This is a genomic window from Bifidobacterium sp. JNUCC 75, from assembly GCF_054819865.1.
Genome location: NZ_JBTHIF010000001.1, coordinates 1,463,534 through 1,489,824 on the forward strand (window position 1 = coordinate 1,463,534; position 26,291 = coordinate 1,489,824).

Annotated in this window: 17 protein-coding genes and 1 tRNA gene; 8 read left to right on the forward strand and 10 right to left on the reverse strand. The window is 53.4% G+C overall.

Going from position 1 to position 26,291, the window contains the following annotated elements; translation table 11 throughout:
- Positions 1 to 115: 115 nt before the first annotated feature.
- Entirely contained in the window at positions 116 to 1,441 is a 1,326-nt protein-coding gene (locus ACVWNW_RS05920) for an MFS transporter (RefSeq protein ID WP_454481655.1), read from the reverse strand.
- Between the two features lie 442 nt (positions 1,442 to 1,883).
- Here ACVWNW_RS05920 and ACVWNW_RS05925 point away from each other — a divergent pair, with 442 nt between their 5' ends.
- Positions 1,884 to 2,630, forward strand: a complete 747-nt coding sequence (locus ACVWNW_RS05925) for an SDR family oxidoreductase (protein WP_416517605.1) — start codon at positions 1,884 to 1,886, stop codon at positions 2,628 to 2,630.
- An 18-nt stretch (positions 2,631 to 2,648) separates the two neighbouring features.
- Here ACVWNW_RS05925 and ACVWNW_RS05930 read toward each other — a convergent pair whose 3' ends face one another.
- Positions 2,649 to 3,269 carry an isochorismatase family protein gene (locus ACVWNW_RS05930; protein ID WP_416517606.1) on the reverse strand — a complete coding sequence of 207 codons (621 nt, stop codon included), beginning with the start codon at positions 3,267 to 3,269 and terminating at the stop codon, positions 2,649 to 2,651.
- Positions 3,270 to 3,962: 693 nt separating this feature from the next.
- Here ACVWNW_RS05930 and ACVWNW_RS05935 point away from each other — a divergent pair.
- A complete protein-coding gene (locus ACVWNW_RS05935) occupies positions 3,963 to 4,385 on the forward strand; it encodes a GNAT family N-acetyltransferase (RefSeq protein WP_454481657.1) in 423 nt (140 codons plus the stop codon).
- Between the two features lie 32 nt (positions 4,386 to 4,417).
- On the opposite strand, the gene ACVWNW_RS05940 is transcribed toward ACVWNW_RS05935, so the two are convergent.
- The 4 genes from ACVWNW_RS05940 to ACVWNW_RS05955 all read right to left on the reverse strand — a co-directional run bounded on the left by ACVWNW_RS05940 (position 4,418) and on the right by ACVWNW_RS05955 (position 10,779).
- Positions 4,418 to 6,685, reverse strand: a complete 2,268-nt coding sequence (locus tag ACVWNW_RS05940; protein WP_454481659.1) for an ATP-binding cassette domain-containing protein — start codon at positions 6,683 to 6,685, stop codon at positions 4,418 to 4,420.
- Positions 6,685 to 7,119, reverse strand: coding sequence for a MarR family winged helix-turn-helix transcriptional regulator (locus ACVWNW_RS05945; RefSeq protein ID WP_454481661.1), 435 nt, complete (start codon positions 7,117 to 7,119; stop codon positions 6,685 to 6,687). The genes ACVWNW_RS05940 and ACVWNW_RS05945 overlap by 1 nt, the downstream gene beginning before the upstream one ends.
- Before the next feature lie 502 nt (positions 7,120 to 7,621).
- Positions 7,622 to 9,493: an ATP-binding cassette domain-containing protein gene (locus ACVWNW_RS05950; RefSeq protein ID WP_110416784.1), complete on the reverse strand. Its 1,872-nt coding sequence runs from the start codon at positions 9,491 to 9,493 to the stop codon at positions 7,622 to 7,624.
- Complete coding sequence (locus ACVWNW_RS05955) at positions 9,490 to 10,779, reverse strand: ABC transporter permease (RefSeq protein WP_110416785.1); 1,290 nt, start codon at positions 10,777 to 10,779, stop codon at positions 9,490 to 9,492. The genes ACVWNW_RS05950 and ACVWNW_RS05955 overlap by 4 nt, the downstream gene beginning before the upstream one ends.
- A gap of 208 nt (positions 10,780 to 10,987) precedes the next feature.
- Between ACVWNW_RS05955 and ACVWNW_RS05960 the strand changes: the two genes are divergently transcribed.
- Positions 10,988 to 11,665, forward strand: coding sequence for a TetR/AcrR family transcriptional regulator (locus ACVWNW_RS05960; RefSeq protein ID WP_416517611.1), 678 nt, complete (start codon positions 10,988 to 10,990; stop codon positions 11,663 to 11,665).
- A 695-nt stretch (positions 11,666 to 12,360) separates the two neighbouring features.
- Here ACVWNW_RS05960 and ACVWNW_RS05965 read toward each other — a convergent pair.
- Complete coding sequence (locus tag ACVWNW_RS05965) at positions 12,361 to 12,981, reverse strand: HNH endonuclease (protein WP_454481664.1); 621 nt, start codon at positions 12,979 to 12,981, stop codon at positions 12,361 to 12,363.
- 115 nt (positions 12,982 to 13,096) lie between these two features.
- Here ACVWNW_RS05965 and ACVWNW_RS05970 point away from each other — a divergent pair, with 115 nt between their 5' ends.
- Both ACVWNW_RS05970 and ACVWNW_RS05975 read left to right on the forward strand, forming a co-directional pair.
- Positions 13,097 to 15,469: a hypothetical protein gene (locus tag ACVWNW_RS05970; RefSeq protein WP_454481666.1), complete on the forward strand. Its 2,373-nt coding sequence runs from the start codon at positions 13,097 to 13,099 to the stop codon at positions 15,467 to 15,469.
- A gap of 361 nt (positions 15,470 to 15,830) precedes the next feature.
- Entirely contained in the window at positions 15,831 to 17,453 is a 1,623-nt protein-coding gene (locus ACVWNW_RS05975) for an ATP-binding protein (protein WP_454481668.1), read from the forward strand.
- A gap of 507 nt (positions 17,454 to 17,960) precedes the next feature.
- Here the strand turns inward: ACVWNW_RS05975 and ACVWNW_RS05980 are convergent.
- The 3 genes from ACVWNW_RS05980 to ACVWNW_RS05990 all read right to left on the reverse strand — a co-directional run bounded on the left by ACVWNW_RS05980 (position 17,961) and on the right by ACVWNW_RS05990 (position 21,369).
- Positions 17,961 to 18,048 (reverse strand) — tRNA-Ser (locus ACVWNW_RS05980).
- Between the two features lie 133 nt (positions 18,049 to 18,181).
- Positions 18,182 to 19,624 (reverse strand): catalase, encoded by a 1,443-nt coding sequence (locus ACVWNW_RS05985; RefSeq protein ID WP_110412379.1) that lies wholly within the window; start codon positions 19,622 to 19,624, stop codon positions 18,182 to 18,184.
- Between the two features lie 302 nt (positions 19,625 to 19,926).
- Positions 19,927 to 21,369: an Nramp family divalent metal transporter gene (locus ACVWNW_RS05990; protein ID WP_454481670.1), complete on the reverse strand. Its 1,443-nt coding sequence runs from the start codon at positions 21,367 to 21,369 to the stop codon at positions 19,927 to 19,929.
- A gap of 192 nt (positions 21,370 to 21,561) precedes the next feature.
- Here ACVWNW_RS05990 and ACVWNW_RS05995 point away from each other — a divergent pair, with 192 nt between their 5' ends.
- From ACVWNW_RS05995 to ACVWNW_RS06005, 3 genes are all read left to right on the forward strand, one after another.
- Positions 21,562 to 22,290, forward strand: a complete 729-nt coding sequence (locus tag ACVWNW_RS05995; protein ID WP_198191543.1) for a metal-dependent transcriptional regulator — start codon at positions 21,562 to 21,564, stop codon at positions 22,288 to 22,290.
- A 454-nt stretch (positions 22,291 to 22,744) separates the two neighbouring features.
- Positions 22,745 to 25,180, forward strand: a complete 2,436-nt coding sequence (locus ACVWNW_RS06000) for an RICIN domain-containing protein (protein ID WP_454481673.1) — start codon at positions 22,745 to 22,747, stop codon at positions 25,178 to 25,180.
- A gap of 56 nt (positions 25,181 to 25,236) precedes the next feature.
- Positions 25,237 to 26,280 (forward strand): glycosyltransferase family 2 protein, encoded by a 1,044-nt coding sequence (locus tag ACVWNW_RS06005; protein WP_461196340.1) that lies wholly within the window; start codon positions 25,237 to 25,239, stop codon positions 26,278 to 26,280.
- The last annotated feature ends 11 nt before the right edge of the window (positions 26,281 to 26,291 follow it).

Sequence of the window (26,291 nt, forward strand, 5' to 3'; positions counted from 1 at the left end):
ATGATGGCTCTATAGAGGTGACGTGGCCCAGGTAGTGGTAGCTGCGGTCTGCCGCCTCCTGTCAGCCCATGACGCAAGGTGGAATTTTGCGGAGGCTGCTAGTTGCAAGATTCGGTCAGTTGGTTTGAGTAGCTGAATTGCGCGTGCCCTTCAGTGGGATAATGCCCAGGAACAAGGCCGCAACCATGATCAGGATGCTCAGACCGAACATGATGATGTAACCGTGGGGCTGGTCAGCTATGGCGCCCCAGAAGAGAGCGGCGAAGGCCGAAGCCAGGGAGCCCACCATCTGAATGCGGGCGTAGATGTTGGTGTAGTCATGCGAGCCGAAGACTGCTGTAACCAGAATAGGCGTCTGCACTGTAGTGCATGCGTAGACCAGGCCGAAGGCAAAGGCTCCCAGCAGGAGAAGCGCAGGCAATCCGGGGAAGGCGACCATGAGGCAGACGCCGAGAACGCCGCCGCCGATGCCCAGGCAGAGCCCGCCCACGATGCTGCCGTCGTTGACCATGCCCAGGATGACTTTGCCGATGGCCTGGCCGGCCATGCAGGAGGAAGCGATCAGGCCCGTGTAGGCCGCCATGGATGGCAGGGATGCTGCATAGGAGGGCAGGAACTGGTAAATGGTCTGATTCATGGTGATCAGGCCGCAGAAGAGCGCCAGCGCCCAGAAGGCAGGGGAACGCAAGGCCTGGGAAGCAGTCATGCCCACAGTCGACGCGATAGGCTCTGGGCTCTTTTTGTCTTTACTCCCGGTGTCTGTGCTGTTGGAGGTAGCCTCAGCTGCAGCAGGCTCCTGGTCGGCGGCGCCGTAGGGATGCAGACCCATTTGCTCGGGCGTGCCGCGAATGACGAAAATGGTGAAAGGCAGAGTGACCACCAGAATGAGAATGGCAAAGACCAGGTATCCCCGCCGCCATCCATCAGGGGCGGATCTGATGATCATGGTGCCTATCTGGTTGAAGATCACGCCGCCTATGCCGGTAAAGGCCATGCATAGGCCGATGAAGAACCCGACCCGTTTGCGGAACCAGGCGTTGATGAGCGTGGGCACTGACAGATAGAGGATAGGTGGCATGCCGATTCCCAGAACTACTCCGCATAGGTAGAACTGCCACATGGCGGATGATCGGGACATACCCAGGCAGCCCAGTCCGGCAAGGATTGTGCTTGCCGTCAGGACGATGCGCAGATCGTAGCGGTGCATCAGCCATCCGGCCACCGGCAGGAAGATGACCATGGTGATGCTGAATATGCTGAAGTACCCCGTAAATGCAGCCTTGGGAACATGGAAGTAGTTGCTGACAGGAGTGAAGAAGATACCGGCGCAACTGCATACCAGCGATACGGGGATGGCCGTGAAGACAATGCCCGACAGCACGATCAAGTACGGATAAACAGCCTGTTTTCGTGATGACGGCTGTGTCGGTGTGGTCGACATGACTGCGACCTTCCTCTTATGGGATCGTGGCTAGCCAACTGCTGCTTGGTTTGTATGCTCCCATTGATTTGCGGTTTGTCTGCTCTGGATGTCCACTATGGGAAATTTAAGAACTAATTGTAGTTCAATATTTGACCCTCATCTATCGTTAGAATGCAGATTAGGCGGTTTGCGGCACTGTCGTTTTTACTTCTTGCGATGGGATGATCGAGCCCGCTTTTGGCTGGCGGCCGCCTTTCTCCGTAGATTACCGCGTCGATTCTCCATAGCCCATGCTGGTGCTGTCCTGACTGATCTGTCATTCTCAGAAGATTCAGCCCTGTTCCACGCGCATTTGGTCATGGTTGTCGATGTGGACCTGGTTGTAGTAAAGACTTGCACCTCCAGCGACTTGAGGTTGTACCATCAGGCCGACCAAGGATTAATGAAAGGTGGGACTGTTATGACTGTTGCAGATAAGACAGTGCTGATCACCGGAGCTTCGTCCGGCATTGGGGAGGCCACGGCGCGACTGTTGGCACAGCGAGGGGCCAAGGTGGTGCTGGGCGCTCGCCGCAAGGATCGGCTGGATAAAATCGTCGACGACATCGTTCAGGTGGGTGGTCAGGCGGTCTCCATGGCTCTGGATGTGACCGATCGGCATGCCAATGAGGACTTCGTGGCTTTCGCCAAGAAGCAGTTCGGCGGGGTGGACGTGGTATTCCTCAACGCCGGGCTCATGCCTAACTCGCCACTGTCTGCCCTGCATGTGGATGAGTGGGATCGGACAATTGACGTCAACCTCAAAGGCGCACTATATGGCATTGCTGCGGCTCTTCCGGAGTTCACCGGGCAGCGACACGGACAGTTCATCGCCACCTCTTCGGTGGCTGGACTCAAAGCCTATCCGGGTGGAGCGGTCTATGGGGCGACCAAGTGGGGTCTGCGCGATCTGATGGAGGTGCTCAGGATGGAGTCCGCCCAAGAGGGGACCCATATTCGTACCTCTACCATTTACCCGGCGGCCATTCGGACTGAGTTGCTGGATACCATAACGGACAAGCAGACCCTGGCCGATATGAACAAGACCTACGACAGCTACCAGATTGATCCAGAACGGGTGGCCCAGGTGGTGGCCTTCGCTATCGATCAGCCTGAGGATACCAATGTATCGGAGTTTACTGTAGGCCCTACCATCCAGCCCTGGTGAATTCCTCTGTCGCTGCCCCTAGTCGCTGCTGGAGGAAAGCAGACGAATGCCGGCTTGGGCCATGGCCTTTCGAGCCTCGACGCCCTGATCCTCGCTGACCGGTACGGTCAGATCCTCGAAGACCGTGACCTGGTAGCCAAGTTTTATAGCATCCAAGGCCGTCTCCTTGACGCAGTGGGATTCGGCGATGCCTACTACATCCACTTGGTCGACGCCAGCTTGTGCCAGGGCATCGGCCAAGGTGACTCCAGATGCCTTGGCTGCAGCGAACTCCTGCCTGCTCTGGATTTTATCGGTGTTGTCTTCGATGCCTTCGAATCCGGAGTAGGCTGCTGAATACTGGCCCTTTTTGAAGTGATGGGTGATGCCCAACTCCCGGATTTTGGAATGAAGCTCCGCCCCAGGTGATCCGGCCACGCCGTGCTTGGGCCAGGTGTCCACGAAATCCGGGTGATCGGACCAATGAGACCCGGGTTCGATGTGCCAATCCTGGGTGGTGGCCATGTAGGCGTAGTCCTGGGCATGATTGTGGACATAATCGGCGATTTTGCCAGCCGTGGCGTCGCCTCCCTCGACTCCGAGTTCACCTCCTTCGCAGAAGGTCGGTTGAACATCCACGACGATTAAAGCCTTGGACATGGTGATCACTCCCTTGGTCGATGCTGACGGTAGGTAGAGGAAATACCGGTTGAAGCTCCTCAATCATTTCCTCTTACGTATTAGTCTAATTCTCGCAGGTGAGCCGGTCCTCCAGGTTGAGTGCATGTGGACAAATGCGGCGGCGAATCAGCATCTTGCGCACAAGACGATAAGACAGGTAGCGAGGGAGGACAAACGTGGTTGCACGAGGCGGACCCATACGGACTTTTGGGGTGTTTACTTGGTAGTCTAAGTGCCAGGGTTGTACGGAGTTATAGCTGATGCTTCTGGGGCTACCTCTTCCGTACGTGACAGAGCGGGCATCGTTCCACAGGAGATGCGGGTATGAGGATCAATGAGTTTGGGCAACCTATTGGTGATGCGATTTCGTTTCCCGGGGCCATTACGCCGGAGCCTGTCATCTTGACTGGCAGCACTGTTCTGGCAGTGCCCTTGGACGGCAACCAGGGTGATGCATTCTATGAACGGATTTTCAGTCCAGAATGCGACAAAGCCATCATGACCTATAGCACTCACGATCTCTACCCTGATAGACCAGCATTCGACTCAGGGTTCGAATCCATGATTGAAAGTCGCGATCCTCTCTTCTTTGCTATTCTCCGCAATCCGTCTGCACTTGGACTCAGTGTCGGTCACTCTACAGATGGAAAGGATGCGGATATACGGAAGCATGTGAAGCTTCTTGATTCGTCGGATCTGTTGGGCATGTATGCCTTGCAGCGGATAAGGTCCGATGTGGGGAGCGTCGAGATGGGGCACGTTATCTATACCCATGAGTTGCAGAGAAGCAGGCAGGCTACCGAGGCCCAGTATCTGATGGCTAGGCATGTCTTCGAGGACTTGGGCTATCGACGATACGAGTGGAAGTGCGACAGCCTCAACGCGCCCTCACGGGCGGCAGCGCTGAGGCTGGGATTCAAGGCTGAAGGCCGGTTCAGGAACGATATGGTCTACAAGGGCCGTACTCGGGATACGGATTGGTTTTCCATATTGGACAGCGAATGGCCAGCAGTGAAAGAGCGGTTGGAGACTTGGCTGGATGATGACAATTTCGATCGGCAGGGCAGGCAGAAGCGCCGTCTGCAAGATTGCTGAACCATTGCTGATCTGACTGCAACCCCTTATGGTTACACTGCTGCATCATTGAAGAAGCCGAAATAGGCATTCATGGCTCGGGCTGTAGGAGTGTCATTGTGGCGCATCAGCGCAAGCGGAGTTCCTTCAAATAGCACTTTTCCGCCCGCGCTTCCGGCTCCCGGGCCCATATCGATCACCCAGTCGGCCTGGCCGATGAAGCGCAGGTTATGTTCTATGGCGATAATAGTGAGACCTTTGTTGGTGATGAGTTTGCGTAGGAGCGCAATCTGCTGCAGGATATTGGATTCATGCAGGCCGCTGGTGGGCTCATCCAAAATCAGGGTCTCGCGAATCCCCTCCTTGAGCAGCCTGGCCAGCTTGAGGCGTTGCAGCTCACCGCCGGAGAGCGTATCGAGGGCCTGCCCAACGGATAGGTAAGACAGACCCACATCCTCCAGGGCCTTCATAGCTGGCCCCAGCACTTCACGATATTGGTGCATGGCCTCGCTGGCAGTCAGTTTCAGCACCTGGGCGATGCTGAGACCACGGTATCTGGCAGACAAGGCCTGCGTTGAATACCTGGTTCCATGGCAGCTTTCGCAGATAGTGTTGGTGTCGCCCATGTAGGCAATATCCAGGGTGACGACCCCCTTGCCCTTGCAGACCGGACAGGCTCCGGCAGCGTTGAATGAGAAGAGCGAGGGGGACTCGCCTGTGGCCTTGGCAAAGGCCTTGCGCAGCGGGTCGAAGACACCCAAGTAGGTCAACAGGTTGGAGCGTCCGCTGGTCTTGATTGGTTTCTGATCCAGGAGTAAGGCCTCATGTTGAGCCATGAAGCCTTCCTTAATAAGGGTGCTCTTACCTGAGCCGGCCACCCCGGTCACCACAGTCAGCATTTGCCGGGGTATCTTGGCGTGGGCTTCTCTGACGTTATGGGCAGTGACCTTGTCTATTGTATAGAAGCCATGCGAAGGCGCCGATGGTTCATTTACCATGCCTGGATCTGCCAGGGCTCTGCCAGTTGCTGTGCCGCTTCTCAGCAGAGACTGATAGTTCCCTTCAAAGACGATCCGTCCGCCTTCACTGCCTGCCCCTGGCCCCATATCGACGATATGGTCCGCAATGGCGATGAGCTCGGGGTCATGATCCACGATCACTACCGTATTGCCCTTGTCTCGCAAGCCTTCAAAGATTTTCTTGATCCCAGTCAGATCATGGGGGTGCAAGCCAACGCTTGGCTCGTCGAAGATGTAGAGGACGTCATTCAAGGGGCTGTTCAGGCAGTTGGCAATTTTCAGACGCTGTCCCTCTCCTCCGGAAAGTGTGGAGGTGCCGCGTTCCAAACTCAAGTAGCCCAGACCAACCGTTATCAGGTTGGCTATCTTGCGCATTAGGTCCTGCAGAATGGTCTCAGCTTGATCGTCATGAATCTTCCCAAGCCATTCCTGGAGGTCTGCCACGCTCATGGCGGAGCAGTCAGCTATGTTCAGTCCGCCGATTCTGGCTGAGCGCACCTTGGCGTTGACTCTGGCCCCCTGGCAGTCGGGGCACTGGGTGATTCGCGTAACCTCTTCCAGCTCATGCTGGTACTTGTCGTTGCTCTGGTTGATGAAGGTCTTGGTGATCCTGGGCACCAATCCCTCATACATGGCTGTCTTGTGCCAGTTGGGGCCAGGGTGTGCCGGTTTTTGCCTCTTGCCGTAGAGCAGGAAGTCGAGGTCATCCCTGGTCCACTCCCGTAGGGGCAGATCGTTGTCAAAATAGCCTGAATCCATATACCTGGTCAGCCTCCAGCCGCCCGGCTGAAAGGTGGGAAAGTTGATGGCTCCCTGGTTCAGCGAGAGATCCATGCTGAGCAGGCGATCAAGCACCAGAGTGCGCACAGTTCCCAGTCCCTGGCAGGTCGGGCACATCCCCGCAGGATTGTTGAAGGAATATGTCATGGAGTACCCGATGAAGGGCTGGGCCATACGGGAGAACAGCAGGCGTAGGGCGGTGTAGATATCGGTGTAGGTACCCACGGTCGAGCGGGCATTTCCAGAGAGCTGCTTCTGGGTGACGACAATGGAGAAGGGCAGGTTATCGATGCGGGCGACTTCCGCGGGCTCATACTTGGGCAGGAGCTGCTGGATGTAGGAGCTATAGCTGCGGTTGATCATGCGCTGTGACTCGGCTGCCAGCGTGGAAAACACCAGAGATGACTTTCCTGAACCTGACATACCGGTGACCACGGTGATGGCCCGTTTGGGTATGGCCAGCGAGACTTGCTTGAGATTGTGCGTGGAGGCCCTATCAATAAGGATGGATTCCGTCCTCATCAGGCGATCCGCTCCTGGCGGAGCTTGGCGATGAGCCTGTTGGCAAGAGCAGTGAACTCTTCCTGCTCGTCTTCAGACCAGACCTGTCTGGCGTCTTCCTCAAGGGTCTTATGCTGTTGATCGATGATGCCGAGCATGTCCCGACCGTCCTGGGTCAGGCAGGTCTCCAGCTCTCGCCGGTCACGGGTATCGGGCGTCTGTCTGATGTATCCGAGATCGCGCAGCGTGCTCAGGTTCTTGGAGACCTTGGATCGGCTCATACCAAGTAGCTGACCAATCTGTGAGGGCCTGAAGGCTCCAGTACGCAGAACAGTGAGGATATCGAATTGTTGCCAGGTGATGTCTCCTGGGTTGACCCTATTACGCTCCGCTACGAATTCGCACTGCAGATACATGAGAGCGTTATAAAGGGAAGAGGATTTATTTGATTTCATAATAGAAACTATATCATATTGGAAACTATCAGTTGATTGATTGGGCTCATCATGTATCAACTTCAAGTCCGTCCGGTTTTCTTGGTCTGCTGAAGGGGTGGGCGGACTTTTCGACTGTATGCCTGGGTGCCACTCTATTGCAGTCCGATACTGAACACTTATGGAATTCCTTGTGCCAAGGCTCATCCTGAGTGGAATTCTGATGCTATAGAAGGGTTGCGTATGTGCCGTAGAATCTATCGCGAAATAGGCTTCGGCGCATAGGGCTTTCTAACGGTTTCAAACTGGATTTGATCGATGGCAGGATTGCATTTCCCGCGAGCGGCGCTACACGGCAGCGTGGATTTGCAGTGCTAGCTGTGATCTTCGAGTTGCTGGATTGTCAAGGCAAAGACCAGCCCGCCATTGTCGAAACCTTCATCTCTGCTCGTGTATTGTGTCGGTCTACCTGGAGGGGTCTTTGCCAGATACCCCTCCAGGTTTATTGTTGCTTGTTTTGGGGTTACCGAGAACCTTTGGCCAGAATTTCTTCTAAGGTCGCATCCGTTCGGCGTATGGTGCATTCTCGATTAGTCATGTCCAAGGGGGATAAGGCCTTTCGCACCTCCGCCTCGCTTCCATTCATGACCCGCAAGGTCTTGCCGTCCAGAGTGACCGGCAGGTTCGCCTGCTTCAACAGTGCAAAGGCATTCCGCCACCTGCTTGTCTGGACCATGATGGAGGAGTGTCCACGTAGGACTTCTTCCAAGGTGCCTTCTGCCTGCGTGTGGCCATGTGAGAGAATAAGGCAGCAGTCACACTGTGATGCTTCGCTCATATAATGCGTGGTTACCAATATTCCTACCCCGTTGGCGGCTGTGCGGTGAAGCTCACGCCACAAGCGCATTCGTGATACCGGGTCCATTCCGGAAGTGGGTTCATCCAGAACCAGCAGTTTTGGCTGGTGCTCGGCAGCGATGGCATAGGCCAGGAGCCGTTGGGAGCCAAGCGGCAGATTGCCGACTGGTCGCTTTCCCAAGGAATTAGCATAGAGGGAGGTCCATCCGCGCGCTGCCACCTTGTATATATCAGCTGAAAACTGCATATTTTCTGTAGCGTTCAATGCTCGATAGAGTCCAAGGCCTTGAGGGACATATCCTATAAGACGACGTGTAGAGAAGCCTGGCTTTCCGCCAAACATGGACACCCATCCCTTATCCATTGTTTCAAGCCCAAGAAGAATCCTGATGAGCGTTGTCTTTCCTGCACCGTTCCCACCGATAAGTCCAAATATCTGACCTGGATTGACCTGTAGCGATACCTCATTGAGAGCCTTGAATGATCCGAATTGCTTGGTGATCGACATAGCATTGACGCATGGCTCGCTGGTATGCCTGATGGTTTCTGAACCCTTGTGGGGCCTCTCTGCAGAATCCGATTCCGATGACGCTGATATAGAAGCAGTGGTATGCTCCTTTTCTTCGTCGGAGAGAAGAAAAGCGATGGATGCATTCTCCAAGTCAAAATCAGTGCGGCGAAAGTCTTGAGGTGTTCTGCTGTCCTTTGGCGATGTCCAGATATAGACTGTATTGCCCCTTTGCCAGTTATGGTAGGCAAGCTCCGGAGGGCGTGCTCGCAATGAGGATCCGAACGAAGATTGCAGGATCATCGGCTTTCCGATGTCGAGCGCTGCCTCCCATAATTTGCCCGGCGCATCGTTCTGCATGGCTTGCGGATCGCCCACATACAGTGGTTTCCCCTTGTTCATCAGATACAGAGTCGAGGCACGGGCCGCCTCGTCCAGATATGTTGTAGCAAACAATACAGTTCTACCCTCGACCGCTTGGGATGATATCAGAGCGAGAATGTCTTCGCGACTGGCCGGGTCTACGCCTGTAGTCGGCTCGTCGAGCAGAAGGAGGTCAGGCTCATGCAGTGCTGCCATGATTACACCAAGCTTTTGGCGCATTCCTCCTGACAGCTGTCCTCCTAACCTGTTCCGGGCGTCTATCAATCCTGCGCTTTCAATTAAGTAGTCAATGCGCTCTTGAGCGTGTGCAGGGTTCATGTGGTAGATGCCGGCAACAAATCGCAGATTTTCCAGCACGGTCATGTCACGCCATACTCCTGAATCCGCAGGTTGGTAGCCGATGCGTTCCTTGTCGGGCAGTCCTGTAATCTTCCCGGAAGCTGCTTTTACCCGGCCTGCCAGCAGCTTCAGCAGAGTGGTCTTTCCTGCGCCATCTCCGCCTGTGAAAGCGGTCAGGCTGCCTGCAGAGAATGTCCCTGTGAAGGAATCAAGCGCTTTGACGCCATCAAAGGTTACATCGACGTCTCTCAATTGAAGACTGTTGTTCTGTCTGTTCATTTTCTTAAAGTCCTGATCTTTGCTCATCGTGCCCCTCCTCTAGTGAGTAGGCGGCGCAGTTTCAGCGAGGCGAGAGAAAACAGCACCACTGCTTCAGCAGTCAGTATTGCCACCGGCAGCCACAGCGATTCCCATGTAGACCCGCGCAGCATGATTCCCTGAGCCATCTGATTGAACCAGGTCAGTGGAAGTATGTACCCGATCCATCGAACCGATGCGGCCATGGATTCAAGCGGGAAGATGATGCCGCCAAGCAGCATTTGCGGCATGACCAACATCATCGCCATCTGTACAGCCTGCCCTGAGTTTTGGGATATGGTCGAAATAAAAATGCCCATGCCCAGCACTACAAACAGGAACAGGACTGTTCCCAGCAGAAATATCCAGAAATTACCGCGGAAGGGAATTCCGAATACCCATATGCCCAGGATGGTGATGATGGCCATGTCCACCAAGGCAAGCAGGAAGTAGGGGGCTATTTTCCCGACAATGATGCTGAATGGGCGAAGCGGCATAACAGCGAGCTGTTCCAATGTGCCCTGTTCTCGTTCCCTGACCAGACCGATGCTGGTGATCATGGTGCCGATCAGCGTGATAATCAGGCCGATAAGTCCTGGAATCATGACAAAAGAGGTTTTCAGGTCGGGGTTGAAGAAGATCGTCATAGCTGATGTGTTGATGTCATTTGCGGGAGCGACGTTGGTTTTCTCTGACATATCGCTGTTCTTTTCCAACGACAGCTGAGGTCTTGGTGGTGCGGGCTGGCCCTTTGCTGCTGCCTGTTGAGCGTCGAGCTGATACTCCTGAAGTTGCTGCTCGAATTGTCTCATTTTTTCTTGTTGTGTTTTCAGAGCATTCTTTTTGGCTTCCTTTGCGCTCTGCTGCATATCTTCACCGGTGAGTTGCAAAACTGTTTTTCTGGCGGACTGCGCGGCGAATAGACCTGAACCGTCGATGTAGGCATGAGCGTCTGTGCCAAGAATTCTGCTCTGCTTATCTGCGGCATCGCCTTTTACGGTGATGACTGCATCTGCCTTTCTGTCTCGCAAGAGAGTCTCGGCGTCGTTTCTTCCATGCATGTGCTCATCTATGCTGGTGATGGTCATTCCATCCTTGTAAGCATCGTATTTTTCCAGCTTTTCAGCGTATTGATTCGCGTTCTCTCCGATGACGATGACCGATACCTTGTCAACTGAGAAATTCGCGGCATAGCCAAAAATGAACAGCAGAAGCACAGGCATGAGGATAAGCATGGCCAGAGTTCTTTTGTCTCGCAAAAGCTCTCTGAACTCTTTGATCATCACGGCTTTCATGTTTCTCCAATCACTCACTCTCTCAGACCGGCCTTGATGGCCGTCGTGCATTTATTCATCATCGATGAACAAATGGTATGCTAGCACATATTCATCATTGATGAATTCTTGAGTTTCAGCTAGTATTTCCTGTTAGAAATAGAGGATGGAGAAAATGTCAGCCGAGGGAAAGTCACGCACGCGAAAGTCATCCGGAAAGAAGAAGGCAATGCCTGATAAGACGGCGGTAAGGGCCGCTAAGCGTGCAAAGGGGGATTGCTCCCGTAGGCAGCGACGCGGGCGCCCTAGCAGGGCGGAGAATTCTGCTGCACGGGAAAACCTACTTGAAGCGGCTTGCCGAGCTTTCTCCACCAGCCCATTTGATAAGGTCACCATGCGGGGGATAGCCCGAGATGCTGGTTATGACCAAAACCTCCTCTACTACTATTTCGGCAACAAGGATGATCTATTCTCACAATCCGTTGAACGGATAATCTCAAGCAACCAACTTACGGTTGATTTTGGGTTCGACAAGCAGACTCATAGGGCGCCATCGCACATTTCAGGAGCGGAATTCATGAACCGCTTCTTCCAATTTCTGGAACATTCCCCGTCAGGCGAAACATATATACGTATAGTGCGCAACGCGGCAGGCAATGATCATGTCCTTCACCTCTTGGTGAGCACCATATCCCAACAACTCGCCAAGGCGCGTCCTGAGCCTGCGGATATCGATCATAAAGATGAACGCATGATGCTCATTGCATCGCAGCTGTTCGGAATCGTCGTTTTGCGGTACATATTTCGGCTGGAACCGCTGTCCTCCATGCCGGCTCATGAGGTGGAACAGGCGGTTGCGCCGGTGATCGACCATTACCTATATGGTGATATCGCTTTTCAAGGATGAGGTCATAAAGGTATGCAAAATCATGATATAGGCGTTATTTCCGTGGTCAGAACTATGTATCGGAACTATGCATGTTGGAGTGACTCGTTCTTTACATCAACTTATATCAGCCTGTTCTAGCAGTAATTCATCAGCAAGTGAATATTCCGATACCCCCTCAATGAGCCAATCCTATATGACTGGGTACTGCAGACCGGTTTATATTGGATGGGCTTCCTCGAATCTAGGGATTGAGATAGTTGACCCATCGTGGTATCGAACAAGAAGAGTCCATGCTGTAATTCTGAATGCAGTTATTTAATCATTTATTCGATGCACATGGGAAAGGACAAACAGAACGTACCATTTGTTACCTTAAGTTCTCCATACTAAACGACCCGCTAAGACGAAGCAAAGTGGAAACGAATCAGATTGACAACGTAAAGGGCAACAATGCCGATATACGAGATTCGAAACGCGGGGTACTACTTTCGGCTTGGAACCAACCTTTTTAAGGATGACGCTTATAAGTGCTTGACTGTTTTATCCTCCGCTCATACAACGCGTCGTGATGCGGTAAAACAGATCATTATGAATCTCAGGCTGGCAGAGCAACCTGCGGACATAATCGATGCCTTGGAAGAAAACGCGGGGAACGGTTTGTCCAATATTGCCGGGTAGCGCCGAGCGTGTAAGGGAGGGGATTGTCCCTGTCGCTATGCCGCATCGGTAAGGAAGATGTGTTTGTGATGGTACTCGATAAATTCGTGGGAGGGTCGGCTGATCGATGGCAACGTGATCCTCTGGTCTTCGAAGGCATAGAGCCATTGATCGTTGATCGGTGAGTGCCTTACCTTGTCATGGTTGACCATGATGCGGTAATCGTCATCGATGGAGATAAGCCCTTGGTCAAAGGCTCGGTCGTGGAATGCATTGAGCAGCAGGCCGTTCGATGCAGCGGTTTTTTCGGTCGGGGTTGATGCTTTCCAAGGTTTGATATGGCTGGCAATCAGCATCGAAGGTATCTGCATACCAGTGATGCAGCATGTGTACTGGTAGTTCAAGAGCAGCGAATTGCGGAAGTACGACTGGTTGATCCGCTGAATCGTGGTCGCTTCGCGCTCACCGTCTTCGGGATTGGGCTTGTCAAACAGCAGTTTTGTTGCGGTTTCGAGCGTGGAGTACCGGTCGGAAGCCAATGGTGCTGGGTGGAAGTCTTGTTTGTTCGCTTGTAGGAGTGCATGTTGGAGCAAATTGAGGCATTCTGCCATGAAGGCATCGGGATTTTCCGCGTACCATTGCCAGACTAGGGAATCCAGCTTGCTGCCATGCTTCATACCTGCCTTGCCCTGTGCGATCCGATTGACGTCATGGGATGCGACGTTTCAGTTGCTGTTTTATTCTGGCTATTATTGCTTTGTTCCTGAGCGCACTGTGGAAGGAGAGGGACGGATGACAAGGGAGTTGGAGCTCTCGCCACGGCACGGCAGCGAGTTGGTTTCTGTTCAGTATTCGTTGGAGCTTGCGAACGACAAAGGTATAGAGGCTGGAATTAGCGTTGCTAAAGCGACCGGAGATTTTGGTGATGGAATCTACGTGGAATCCATTGAAGAAGATGCTGCATCTGACCATGTGCAAGATGACGCGCGGCTTGATTACAAGATAGCTGCAGCTTGTGGAGTGGTTGCTGGTTTATGCGATTCGATTTTTGTTGGCAAGTTCTCTCTGGACAGGGCGAACGAGTGGGGTTCGGAGAAAGTCAATGAATTCGTGGTTTGGGTGGCAAAGCAGCATTCTGATTTTAGAGGAGAGTCCCTGCGTGATGCCATTAATTTCTTAGAAGATGAATATCCTTTTGTTAGCGATAAGTACACAGCCGAATTTGGCGGCGGTTTGCAACATCATCTCAGAGATTTTTCTCACCACTTCTCCCTTGAAGGATTGGTGTTCTCGATACTTACGCAATTTACCGGAAAGGTATACGGCACCAATCAGTATGGGGATTTCATTGCAGTCCCGGTGGAAGAACAATGGTTTAAGGAAGGACTGATTGGCGATAATTTCTGCGAAAAGCTGTTTTTGGGCACGGTGCGATGGTTCTTGCACATGGCGTCAGACATGGCGGGTTCAAGTTCGAATCCCGGTGAGGGCACGGGGATACCTGGGCCTTTGCTCTCTATGATTAAGGAATTGTCCGCCTTGCCCCTGTTTAAAAATGCCATGGATTCTGGCATGGGGGCACGTAAATTCATTTCCAAAATGTTCAATGGGACCTTATTTGCGCAAGTTGATGACGAAGGTCGTGAAGTGCCTCGTAGATTCAACCTGCGGACTGAAATCGGAATTGTGCATGAACTGGGGCGCCAGGCGCTTCCGGTGTTGCTGAATGAATGCTTGACGCGGGGCTGCTATTTTCTTCGTCATCTTTATCTGGAGATGAAAGATAATGATGTCCGCTCTTTGTCCGATTTGAAACAGCTTGACATGGACCGAATTCTTCCATTCAATAATTCCAGAGTCGTTCGCATGGTATCCATCGCCTCGGCCACTTTTACTGCGGTGGATCTAGCGGATGCTGCTATTCGGGCTGCATTGGTCGGGTTTACGGAAGGCAGGGTACTTGCCGGCAAGGAGTTCTTGCTGAGAGTCAACTACGTAGGTGTGACTCGTCTGGTTTTCGCAATAGGTGTGGATGTCAAAACGGTATGGGAACGAAGAGCAAGTCACAGGCAGCGGCGGCAAAACGATTCGGTCGATCAAGCGACAATGGAAACGCTCTCGTTGAAGCCGGAGCATCTATCTGTTCTGTTCTCGATAGAGCGACTGGCGCTTTATGAGGACATAGATCGAAGTAAGGCAGTGGATCGAGGCGAAAAAGAAGAATGGTTTGGCAAATGGTCTGAAAGCCTCCCTGCTGACTGCGTTCTTCTTAATCGTGGGCAAGTGAAAGAGAGAATTGAAGAACTTGTTGCACGAGATGGAACTACATGGAAAGCCTTGGTTCTGATTGAACTTGCACGGTTTGTGCCATATGACTCCTATCGTTCTGAAATGGAGTCAGAGGATCCTGACGGAAGGTCAGACTCCTCAATCAAAAGGACTAAACGCCCAAAATTTGATTCAAAAATTCTCGAAGAATTATGGCGTGATGTAAGCGGCGATTCGGACAAATCCCCTGTGCAACAGACCGCTAAGGCGCTGAATAAGAATGCAGGCGTATTGGATGGTAGCCGAACCAAAATAATTGTCGGTGCTGCCGGAACTGCCGCGGTTGCGGTTGCTACGGGAGGTGCAGCGTTTACATTAGCGCCAGTCATAGCGCCGTTGTTTGCCGGATCGGCTGTTGCCGGCCTATCTGGTGCTGCTCTTACCAGTGCGAGCCTTGCAGCGGTTGGCGGTGGTGCATTGGCTGCAGGAGGACTCGGTATGGCAGGTGGCACGGCCATAATCGCTGGTGGCGGCGCAGTCTTGGGTTTGGTTGGTGGTAGTGGGGTAACTGCTGTTACTTCGCTTCTCACTGATTCCAAAGGAGCGTTTGCCCTCGACGAGTGTTCGAAGCTCCTAACATTTTGCCAATCCGACTTTGCTCAAGCTGATATGAAGCCAAAGACGATTGAACGGATGCGACAAGGCCTGCTCGATCAGATTGAACGCATGGAAATTCAGCAGGAGGTTCTCTCTAGACGTTCTGGAGACAAGGAATTAGATAAGTCTGAGAAAAAAGAAACCAAGAAAGAGCTCTCCGGTCTTAAGAAGAGCTTGGGTTACATGCGTAATTGCGAAAAGGAATTGTTGAAGCTGATTAATCAAAAAGGTCGCTCGTAGGAGATTACGGTAGCCGCCAAAGACGATGTCGAATTGGTCTGATCAAGTACAGCGCTGGAGCCGGAATCATGACGAGATGTGTATGCATCGGATTCTGCAGATTGTCCTCTTGGGGAATGCAGGGGATATCTCTGATTAAAGTCTTGTTCTGCTTTTTAGTATTCCAAGTTACTGATTGCATTGGAAATGTTAAAGGGGGGTCCAGTTCTCTCTGCTGCCAGACTGTTTGTTTAAGGGTAGTTTTAACTGAATTCAGTTATCCTTTACCGGAATTCAGTGAAAAAGTATATAATTCAGTTAAGGCCAATAGCTCAGAACAGGTGGTGGACGACGGATGGCGTGTGAGTACGGCAAGGAGACTTTGTCCAAGGAATTCAAAAGTGATCTCAAGAGCTTGCCGGACTCCGAATTGGTAGAAGCAGTTGTTGCCTTGGCCAATACGGATGGCGGATGCTTATACTTGGGCGTTGAGGATGATGGCACGCCTACCGGTGCGCAGCAAAAGCATCAGGATCCGGTTGGAATGGCTGCAATGATTGCCAATAAGACTGTGCCACCGATATCGGTTCGTGCGCAATTGGTTGGCAATGACATCGCGGTTGTTCAGGTCGAGGTGCCCAAGGCGCAGAGCGTGGTATCAACAAAGTCGGGTAAGATTCTCCGTCGCATGATGAAAGTGGATGGCACGCCTGAAAGTGTACCCATGTATCCGTATGAGTTTGCAACTCGTCTTTCTGATCTGGGAAAGCTCGACTATTCAGCTCAGCCGGTGAGGGGATCAACTCGGGAAGATTTTGATCCGTTGGAGCGTGATCGTCTGCGCAGAATCATCGCCTCTTATCAATCTGGTGACCAGAACCTTCTTGAGCTTTCGGATGAGGATATGGAAAAATCGCTGCGCCTTGTCGTATCGGTCGATGGGGATTTGACACCAACCTTGGCTGGCTTGCTGCTCATTGGCAACGAAGATGCATTGCAACAGTTCGTTCCGACGAATGAAGCGGCTTTCCAAGTTCTTAACGGCACTGACATCAAGGTGAACCAGACGTATCATGGCCCTTTGCTCAAGACCATAGAGCAAATATCCGCTTCGTTTAAGCCGTGGAATCCGGGGACGGAGCTGAATGTGGGCCTGTTTTCTTCGATGGTCCCCGAGTTTGACGAAAGGGCTTTTCGAGAGGCTTTGGTTAACGCATTCGGCCATAGGGACTATTCGGTTCTCGGACGTGTGCGCGTATTGGTGGACGATGCTGGCTTGACCATTGCCAATCCCGGTGGGTTTGTGGAAGGCATAAATGTTCATAACCTGCTTACAGCTGAGCCACATGGGCGTAACCCATGTCTGATGGATGCATTGAAGAGATCTGGCCTCGCCGAACGCACTGGGCGTGGGATCGACCGCATTTTCGAAGGTGCCCTGAACTATGGCCGTCCTCTGCCTGATTATTCGAGATCCAACGGGCGTGGGGTATCAGTGCTGTTGCCGCGCAGTGCGCCCGATAAGGCGTTTGTGGAGCTGCTGGCCGAGGAGCGTGAGCGTAGTGGCAAATCCATGTCTCTCGATGGGTTGCTTATTCTGGACAAGCTCAAGAGAGAGAGGCGCTGCAGCTTTGACGTGTTGTCGAAATCGATGGACATGAGCGACCAGCGTCTACGCACGGTTTTAGGGCAACTGACTGAATCTGGTCTTATCGAAAGCGCCGGCACCGGGGCTCGCCGAACATATATGTTGGGTGCGAAGGTGTATCGGCGTAGCGGCAAGGTAGTGGAATATGTTCGCCAATCGGACATCGATAGAGTTCGGTACTCCGAATTAATCATCAAGCTGATCCATGAACAAAAAACGGTGAGTAGAAACGACGTAATGGAACTGCTGCACCTTGGCGCGAATCAGGCGTATTACCAGTTGCGGAAGCTCGTTGATGAGGGGCGTATCAGAAAAGTTGGTAGTGGAAAACGTAAAGCACGGTACGAGGCGGTGTAGTGGATAAATCAATTGGGATATCGCTAATCGAGTCTACCTGAATTCAGTTATTTTTAACTGAATTCTGTAAAACCAGTGTCCGTTTTATTCTGTTTCTCAACATACACGGTCGCATACTCGCGAAATGTGATCTTGCTTCCGGTATTGGCCTTGCCCGGAACCTTCGGCGGAGTCCACGCATTCAAGTTGATAGGGCACATGCCTTATTGAATCATGTCTTGGCCTGAGTCTCTTTCTCTTCATCGAAGTTCTTGTGGATGCGGACAGGGTTTGTACTTTGCGAAGTGCGTGCCATGGTAATCAACCCCAGCTGCCGCAGACGGATGAACAACGTCGTTTTTGGACTGAATGCTTGAGCGCTAAGGCGATACCGCTTAACCTACTCCAGATAACGGGTCAAAAGAAAAGAAGACGGAGCAGGGACAATCTTTGAAGCGTCGCCAAAAATGTTGCAATCCCGCCCTCTAAGCGACAAAAAGGGATTTTTGGAAAACCAAAAATCCCTACTGGCGGAGGATACGAGATTCGAACTCGTGAGGGCGTGAACCCAACACGCTTTCCAAGCGTGCGCCATAGACCACTAGGCGAATCCTCCAAGGCTGCAGTGAACGGGGCCGTAGCCTACGTGACCCTGATCAAGGCAACTAGGAAATAGTAACACAGGGCAAGGATTGCAGGCCAGTCCAGACGTGTCGCCGACAATCCTCGCCCTGTTTCTGTTTTCTGTGTTACTTGATCTGATCCATGGAAAGGCCAAGAGCCTCGGCAACACGCTGGCCGTAGTCGGGGTCGGCCTGGTAGAACTGCCTGGTCTCGAGAACCTGGATCTCCTGGTCATCAACGGATCCCAGGTTGTTCTTGATGGTCTGGATCAGACGGTCCTTCTCTTCCGGGCTCATCAGCCTGTAGAGACGGCCAGCTGCGGAATAGTAGTCCTTGTCATAGGGGCGGGAGTATTCGGTCTGCCCTTGGACGGCATCGCCGTGCATCCGGGCATCGTTGTCTTCCACGGGGCCGCCCTTGCTGTTGGGCTCGTAGTTGACCGATCCATCCTGACCTTGGGACATGAACCCATCGCGCTCGTAGTTGTGGACCTCGTTGACCGGGCGGTTGATGGGCAGCTGTTCGTAGTTGGCACCCAGACGGTAACGCTCGGCGTCCTTGTACCCGAACAGGCGGCCTTGCAGCAGCTTGTCGGGCGAGGGCTCGATGCCGGGGACGAAGTTGGCGGGGGAGAAGGCCGCTTCCTCCACGTCATCAAAGTAGTTGGTCGGGTTGGTGTCCAGCACGAACTCGCCTATCTCAATGCGCGGATAGTCCTTCTTGGAGACCACCTTGGTCACGTCGAAGATGTCGTCCTTGTAGTCCAGGCCCTCCTGGTAGGGCAGGATCTGCACGCAGACCTTCCACTTTGGGTAGTCGCCCCGGTCGATGGCATCGTAGAGATCGTGCAGGAGGAAGTCCGTGTCCTCGGAAGCGACCTTGGCTGCGGTCTCGTCGGTCATGTTCTTTACGCCCTGCTCGCTCAGGAAGTGGTACTTGACCCAGAACTGCTCGCCCTTGGCATTGACCCACTTGAAGGTGTGGCTTCCGTAGCCGTTCATGTTCCGGTAGCTGGCCGGGTTGCCCCTGTCGCCCATCAGGTAGGTCACTTGATGTACAGACTCTGGGGAGTGGGACCAGAAGTCCCACTGCATCTCCTGGCTGCGCAGATGCGTGGCCGGGTCCCGCTTCTGCGAGTGGATGAAGTCGGGGAATTTCAGGGGGTCGTTGACAAAGAATACGGGGGTGTTGTTGCCCACCACGTCGTAGTTGCCCTCCTGCGTGTAGAAGCGCAGGGCGAAGCCGCGCACGTCACGCAGGGTGTCGGGATAGCCTGATTCACCGGCCACCTGGGAGAAGCGCAGCAGGATGGGCGTGGTCTTGCCGGCTCCGTTGAATACGTCGGCCTTGGTGTAGGCGCTCATGTCCTTGGTCAAGGTGAAGGTTCCCTTGGCCCCGGCCCCCTTGGCGTGGACTACGCGCTCCGGGATGCGCTCGCGGTTGAAGTGGGCCAGCTTTTCGAGGAGCTGGTAGTCCTGCATGAGGATGGGTCCGCGGGTGCCCGCCGTCTGGCTATGGTTGTTGTCCGCCCAGGGCTGCCCTTCGTTGGTAGTGAGTTTGTCGTTCATATTTGCTCGATTCCTCTGACATCTTTGATATTTGCGGTCGACGGTCCCATGCGGGCCAGGTCTGTGACCCTGCTTCTGGCCGGCCGTCCGATCGTTGATAGCAAGACCCTTGATAAAATCCTGCTATCCTCCACCGTATCTGACAGGCACTGGAGTTGGTGGATATGCGCGCTGAGCGAGAGTCAGATATCTCACTAATCAAGCGAGGCGTTTATGGCATCTCAGACAGAACCATAAGAAAGCCGCCGACATTGCCTCATTCATTCGGCAAATGGCGGCGGCTCTCATCAGAGCACTGGTGTTCAGAGCATCTGTATCAATTCGCCCACATCCTGGATGACCAGCTGGAGGTTGAGCCCGGTCAGGACAGCCACGACAATCCAGGCCAGGAAGGCCATCCATCGAGGGTTGGCATACTTGCCCATGATCTTCTTGGAGGAGGTGTACCAGACCAGGGGGATCATGGATATGGGCAGGGCCACGCACAGGAAGACCTGGGAGTAGACCAGCAGGCTATCCAGGGCGGACTCCTTGCCTCCGAAGGCGATGGTGCAGATCAGCACGGGGATGATGGAGATCACACGGGTGACCAGCCTGCGCAACCAGAGTGGAATCCTCATGCGGATGAAGCCCTCCATGACGATCTGCCCGGTCAGGGTGCCGGTGATGGTCGAGTTCTGACCGGAGGCCAGCAGGGCTACGGCGAAGAGGGTGGAGAGCAGTCCGGAGGCGACCGGCCCGGCGATGGTCTTGTCGCCAAGGGCGTTGTAGAGGGCGGTGAAGGTGTCCAGCCCTTCGCCGTGTCCGAAGAACATGGCCGCGCCCAGCACCAGCAGCAGGCAGTTGACCACGAAGGCGGCGGATAGCTGGATGTTGGAATCCCAGGTGGCGAAGCGGACAGCGTTGGCAACCTGACGGTCGTCGCTTCGGTCGAAGTCGCGGGTCTGGACGATGGATGAATGCAGGTAGAGGTTGTGGGGCATGACCGTGGCGCCCACAATGCCCAGAGCCATGGTCAGCTGTCCGTTGCCCAGGATGGCCTTGTCGGGGATGAAGCCGCGGAAGACCGCGGGCATGTCGGGCTTGGCCAGGAAGACCTCGTAGAGGAATACCGCCATGATGACCAGGATCAGGGTGGCCACGATGGCCTCGATGCGGCGGAAGCCGATCTTGGTCAACAGCAGGAGGATGAGCACATCCAGGACGGTCAGCGTCACGCCCAGGACCAGCGGAATGCCAAAGAGCAGCTTCAGGGCAATGGCCCCGCCGATCACTTCGGCGATGTCGGTGGCCATCACGGCCAGCTCCGTGCAGATCCAGAGGACGAAGCTCAGCCGGCGGCTGGTGTGCTGGCGTGTGGCCTGGGCCAGGTCCAGACCAGTCACGATTCCCAGCTTGGCCGACATGTACTGCAGCATCATGGCAATCAGGCTGGAGATGAGGATGACGCTCATGAGCAGGTAGCCGTATTGGGCACCGCCGCCGATGGAAGTGATCCAGTTGCCAGGATCCATGTAGCCGACTGCCACCAGGGCGCCTGGGCCTGAGAAGGCAGCCAGGTTCTTCCAGAAGGAGGAGGTCGAGTTGGGCACGGAGACTGTGGCGTTGATCTCCTCCAGGGATCGCCCATTGGCCGTCTCGATGATCGGATGGGATTGGCGCTGCCGATTGGACGGCGGAGTCCTGACTTCGGATCCGGCTGGACTGGCGGACCCTGAGGAGGGTCTGGTCTGAGTGTTCGGCATGACACCTTCCTTGATTCTGGTTGCTCAAAGGTCTGAAAGAAAACTTCGACCCTTCGAAGTCTAATGGTGTCACATGAAAATTGCGAGACCTTGACGAGGACATGTCTGTGACATTGTCTACATGCCAGATTCTGCTGATGCTTGACTAAAAATTGGGGGAGGGGCTAAGGAATTGTGCTATAGACTGTGCACATGGACGTCATTCAGCTTTCCACCAATGTCCAAGACTATCTAAAAGTCATTTGGGATCTGGAGGAGTGGGACGATGGCCCAGTCCACCCCACGGATATCGCTGAACGGACCGGCATGAAGCAATCGACCATTTCGGGCGCGCTCTCACGTATGGTCAATGCCGGCTTGGTGGAACACAAGCCTTATGGACGGGTTGGTCTCACTTCGGCAGGTAGACGCTCTGCTGTTACCATGGTCCGTCGTCACCGCCTTCTGGAGACTTTCCTGGTGGAAGTCCTGGGCTATAGCTGGGATGAAGTGCATGAGGAGGCTGATGCCCTTGAGCATGCCGTCTCCGAGAAGATGGTTGACAGGATTGATCGTTATCTGGGCCATCCATCCCAGGATCCGCATGGGGATGCCATACCGACCGAATCCGGCAGCATGCCCGATGTCCCACTAACGAAGTCTCTGTCTCAGGTGGAAGATGGGCAAACCGTTCGGGTATGGCGAGTAAGCGATCAGGATCCAGCATTGCTCAGGTACTTGAGCAAGCACAGGGTGCGCCCAGGGACCTTGCTGAAATTAGTCTCGCCTGGGGACGCATCACAGGGGGCGCAAATCCGCGTTCAGAAGATATCGGCCGGGCAAAGTAGTCCCAATAGGGATGAGAATGAATCGAAGGGGATTGCTGAGCCTTTGGAATTGGATGATGCACAGGCTTCAAGAATCCAGGTAGTTGTTCAATAGATTTTATGCACTGCAGATGTCACGGCAGCAACGATGGTTGTGCTGTCCATCAGGGAACACGTCCATCATCTCCGGCTATGAGTTCATGGATTATTCCACCATGCAATGTTTTTCTGTTGGGAGTCACGGTGTTGGGGGTCATGGCATCCCCTGCATCTGCGGGAAGCTCCAGCTAAATTCCCGAAAACGTCCAGACTCTGTCCGGCAGCAAATGAATGGACGTATCGCTTATCGTCTTCAAGCAAGGTTCCGGACCAATACATACGCCTTTTCTTAGGCTGAGGTGTCCGCTCGGCAGGCCTTGGAGCTTTCGGTGACGCTGGAAAGTCTGGTATCTGGTATGTTTCGAAACCAATTCCGCGATCATTGGACGAACTCGGCTTTACCTCCTAAGCTGGTACCAGTGTGGTTGGTGGGTTCATTGTTGCATGACGATTGAAGGGGAGCCGTAACAGTGCTTTGGTCTGTGATTAAAAATATTTTGGTTATTGCTGCCTCTGCTGCAATGGCTGGCCCTATGGGATTTCAGCCCAGCGCACCTGGATCCACGGCTGCTGAGTGGAATACACAGTCAGCAACGCAGGAAAAGGTGGCGGAGGAGGGGCATGCGAGCCCCCCGACAATAGGTGATCAGGACCAGTCGCAGAGCACATCTATGCCGGACAACCCCAATCAACCACTGCCAGAGAAAATCAGCAACGCCATCCCTAAGGATTCGACCGTAGTTGCGAATGATCTGGCTTTGACACCAGACCAGCAGCTTAAGCAATTGGACTCAGGCAAGAAAGTCACCGATCCGAAAATCGTCGGGACATCAACCCATCAGGCAGATCCTTTGGCTAAGACCAATGGAGAATCATTCATCCCTGTTCATGTGGATAAAGTCAGGAAAGCCATAAAGGATTCCAAGACGGATTCCGATCAACAGACCAAGGGCAACCAAGGTGAAGAGGCGAGACCGGCAACAGCTGATTCCTCCGTACGGTCGCGTACATTCTTTGCCTCCTTGCAAAATAATGAATACGGTGCTCACTGGGGCTCGTATCAAGGTTCACAGGCATTTTTTGAGGCTGATGGTACTCTCTTCGCGGAACAGGCCAAGGGGGTCATCGATGTTTCTGTGTGGCAGAACACTATAAATTGGGAGGCTGTAAAGAACTCCGGAGTCGACGGCGCCATCATTCGCCTAGGCTACGGTTGGGGCAATGGCCTGGATAAACAAGCCAAGAGAAACATCAGCGAATGCAAGCGTTTGGGAATACCTTTCGGGGTCTATATCTACTCATACGCCTATGACGCCAATACGGCCGCTGCCGAGGGCGACAATGCGGTCGACCTGTTGAGGCAGGCCGGGGTCAGCCCTTATGATCTCAGCTATCCCGTTCATTATGACTTGGAAAATTGGACTTGGGCAGGTCACAATCATCCCACCAATCCTGGAACCTATGATCAAATAGTCAATACCTGGTGGGGCAAGTTGTCATCTGCCGGATACAACAGGCTTTCCTTGTACTCATACACCAACTATCTTTATTCTGCCTTGAATTCTGATAACCTCCATTCCAAGACGCATTGGGTGGCTAGCTATGGTCCGCGTACTGGTTTTCATTTCAGAACTGCTGATAAGGGTTGGCAATACAGTAACAGCGGTTCAATCAGCGGCATCAATGGGCACGTGGATTTGAACGCCTTTAGCAACACACGCAGTCAGCCTGACTTTAATGGAACCGACCCCAATTCATTCGCTGCCAAGGTAACGGACGTGCCTGAAGGGCGTTACTATATCGCCAGCCTGTTTGACAATCGCTATGTCGACGTAACAGGAGCCAGTCCCGACAATGGCGTGCCTCTGGATATCTGGCCCTACAACGGGCAGGACAACCAGCAGTTCTATATCAAGCCGGCCGGTGGCGGTAATTACACCATTGCGACTGGCTACAGCAAAGTGGTGGATGCATCAGGACCTTCGGCTGATAACGGGACACCATTGATTCAGTTTTCGGCAAATGGCGGTCGTAACCAGCAGTGGACCCTGTATCGGTGCATCGATGGTTCGTACTACATCGCTTCTGTATATGCCGGAAGCCGGAACAAGGTTTGGGACATCACTGCCTCGAATGGCGCACCGGGATCCAGGCTGGAATTATGGGCGGCTAATCAAGGCGAGAACCAAAGATTCAAGCTGGTCAGCGTTAATGGAAGCGGCAACGGCAACCCTTCAGCATCAGGTCAGTTGGTGAGCGCTGATGGTGGGAAGTACTGGTATGAGAACGGAGCGAAAGCCCGTTCCAAGGAGATATATGATTCTTCTGCCGGACTCTGGTACTGGGCAGGTGACGACGGTCAGCTGGCCCAGGGCTGGAAGACGCTGCCTGATGGGCGAAGGGTGTATTACGATCCCCGAACCTTGGGAATGGCCCATGGCGAGAGGCTCATTGATGGAGCCTGGTATTACTTTGCCTATGACGGCAATATGGTCAGAAGCCGGGATCTCTACCTCACTTCAAACGGCGGAAAATATGTAAGATACGCCGCTGATGGAAAAATGGTCAAGGGCGAAAGCAGCAAGGCCGGCAAATGGTATTTCTTCGACCCCGTTACCGGCGCTATGGCTAAGGGGTGGAAGCATGTGTCGTCCAACGGCGGCAAGTGGGTCTACTACGATCCGTCCAATGGCCAGATGCTCCATGGAGAGGCCTATATCAATGAAAATTGGTACTACTTCAACGATTGGAGCGGCGCCACCACTTATGGATGGAAGCACTTGGCATCCAACGGCGGCAAGTGGGTATATTACGATCCGGTTATGGGGTGGATGCTCAAGGGCTGGCAGCGGGTCGAAGGCTCCATGCGCCACTTCGATGAGACGACTGGGGCGGTGCTCAATTGATTGATAGTTTGTCTTTCTAGCAAGCCTTCGCTGGTATCCTGCAAACTTGGTTGAGCATGGGTTTAAAGTTAGAAACCATGAACACTGCTGGGCAATTGAAATCGGATCTGCCTAAAAGCCAGACAGCCGAATCTGATCAGGGTTGCGGTAGGGGCGCTCCGCAACTCGCCTTGGTGATTCCTTGCTACAACGAGCAGGATGTTCTGCCTATCACTTTGCCCGTCCTGAATACCAAGCTCTCAGACTTGGAAAAGCGTGGGTTCATCACAGAGAACAGCTACATTCTTCTTGTGGATGATGGCTCTCACGATTCCACATGGTCAATTGTCGAGTCGAGTCATTCCCAGTACCCTACGAGGGTGCATGGCCTTAAGTTTTCTCATAATAGGGGACACCAGAACGCCCTGTATGCAGGGCTTATGGAGGCTCTGAGTCGTGGATGCGACGCGGCCATTTCAATGGATGCGGATTTGCAGGATGATCCCGATGCCATTGATGCAATGGTGAAGGAATATGCCAAAGGAAACGACATCGTCTACGGGGTCAGGGACAACAGGGATACCGACACCGTTTTTAAGCGATCGACAGCGGATCTGTTTTATAGGATGATGTCATGGTTGGGAACCGACACGATACCGAATCACGCTGATTACCGGCTTATGAGCCGTACGGCCTTGGAGGCTCTTTCACACTACACTGAAGTCAATTTGTTTTTGCGAGGAATCGTTCCTTCTCTTGGTTTCCCCCATAGCAAGGTGTACTACAAGCGCGGCTCAAGAGCAGCAGGCGAGTCCAAGTATCCTTTGAAAAAGATGATGTCATTCGCAGTGGAGGGCATTACTTCTTTTTCGATCACCCCGCTCAGGGCCATCACCGGCATCGGTCTCATCTCGGTCGCGGTAGGCATAGTGATCCTTATTTATGTGCTGGTCTCCTTCTTCTCTGGTCGTGCAGTGGCCGGTTGGGGGTCCGTAATGTGTTCAATCTGGATCCTTGGAGGGCTGATCCTGTCAGGCATCGGAGTGGTGGGTGAGTATGTTGGCCGAATCTATTTGGAAGTGAAGCATCGACCCCGCTATATCGTCGAAGAACGCATCTGATATGTACGTCA

Excerpts from the sequence above, each read along its gene's own strand:
- ACVWNW_RS05920 (WP_454481655.1), bottom strand. The coding sequence starts at position 1,441 with ATGTCGACCACACCGACACAGCCGTCATCACGAAAACAGGCTGTTTAT.
- ACVWNW_RS05925 (WP_416517605.1), top strand. The coding sequence starts at position 1,884 with ATGACTGTTGCAGATAAGACAGTGCTGATCACCGGAGCTTCGTCCGGC.
- ACVWNW_RS05930 (WP_416517606.1), bottom strand. The coding sequence starts at position 3,269 with ATGTCCAAGGCTTTAATCGTCGTGGATGTTCAACCGACCTTCTGCGAA.
- ACVWNW_RS05940 (WP_454481659.1), bottom strand. The coding sequence starts at position 6,685 with ATGAGGACGGAATCCATCCTTATTGATAGGGCCTCCACGCACAATCTC.
- ACVWNW_RS05945 (WP_454481661.1), bottom strand. The coding sequence starts at position 7,119 with ATGAAATCAAATAAATCCTCTTCCCTTTATAACGCTCTCATGTATCTG.
- ACVWNW_RS05950 (WP_110416784.1), bottom strand. The coding sequence starts at position 9,493 with ATGAGCAAAGATCAGGACTTTAAGAAAATGAACAGACAGAACAACAGT.
- ACVWNW_RS05955 (WP_110416785.1), bottom strand. The coding sequence starts at position 10,779 with ATGAAAGCCGTGATGATCAAAGAGTTCAGAGAGCTTTTGCGAGACAAA.
- ACVWNW_RS05960 (WP_416517611.1), top strand. The coding sequence starts at position 10,988 with ATGCCTGATAAGACGGCGGTAAGGGCCGCTAAGCGTGCAAAGGGGGAT.
- ACVWNW_RS05965 (WP_454481664.1), bottom strand. The coding sequence starts at position 12,981 with ATGAAGCATGGCAGCAAGCTGGATTCCCTAGTCTGGCAATGGTACGCG.
- ACVWNW_RS05970 (WP_454481666.1), top strand. The coding sequence starts at position 13,097 with ATGACAAGGGAGTTGGAGCTCTCGCCACGGCACGGCAGCGAGTTGGTT.
- ACVWNW_RS05985 (WP_110412379.1), bottom strand. The coding sequence starts at position 19,624 with ATGAACGACAAACTCACTACCAACGAAGGGCAGCCCTGGGCGGACAAC.
- ACVWNW_RS05990 (WP_454481670.1), bottom strand. The coding sequence starts at position 21,369 with ATGCCGAACACTCAGACCAGACCCTCCTCAGGGTCCGCCAGTCCAGCC.
- ACVWNW_RS05995 (WP_198191543.1), top strand. The coding sequence starts at position 21,562 with ATGGACGTCATTCAGCTTTCCACCAATGTCCAAGACTATCTAAAAGTC.
- ACVWNW_RS06005 (WP_461196340.1), top strand. The coding sequence starts at position 25,237 with ATGGGTTTAAAGTTAGAAACCATGAACACTGCTGGGCAATTGAAATCG.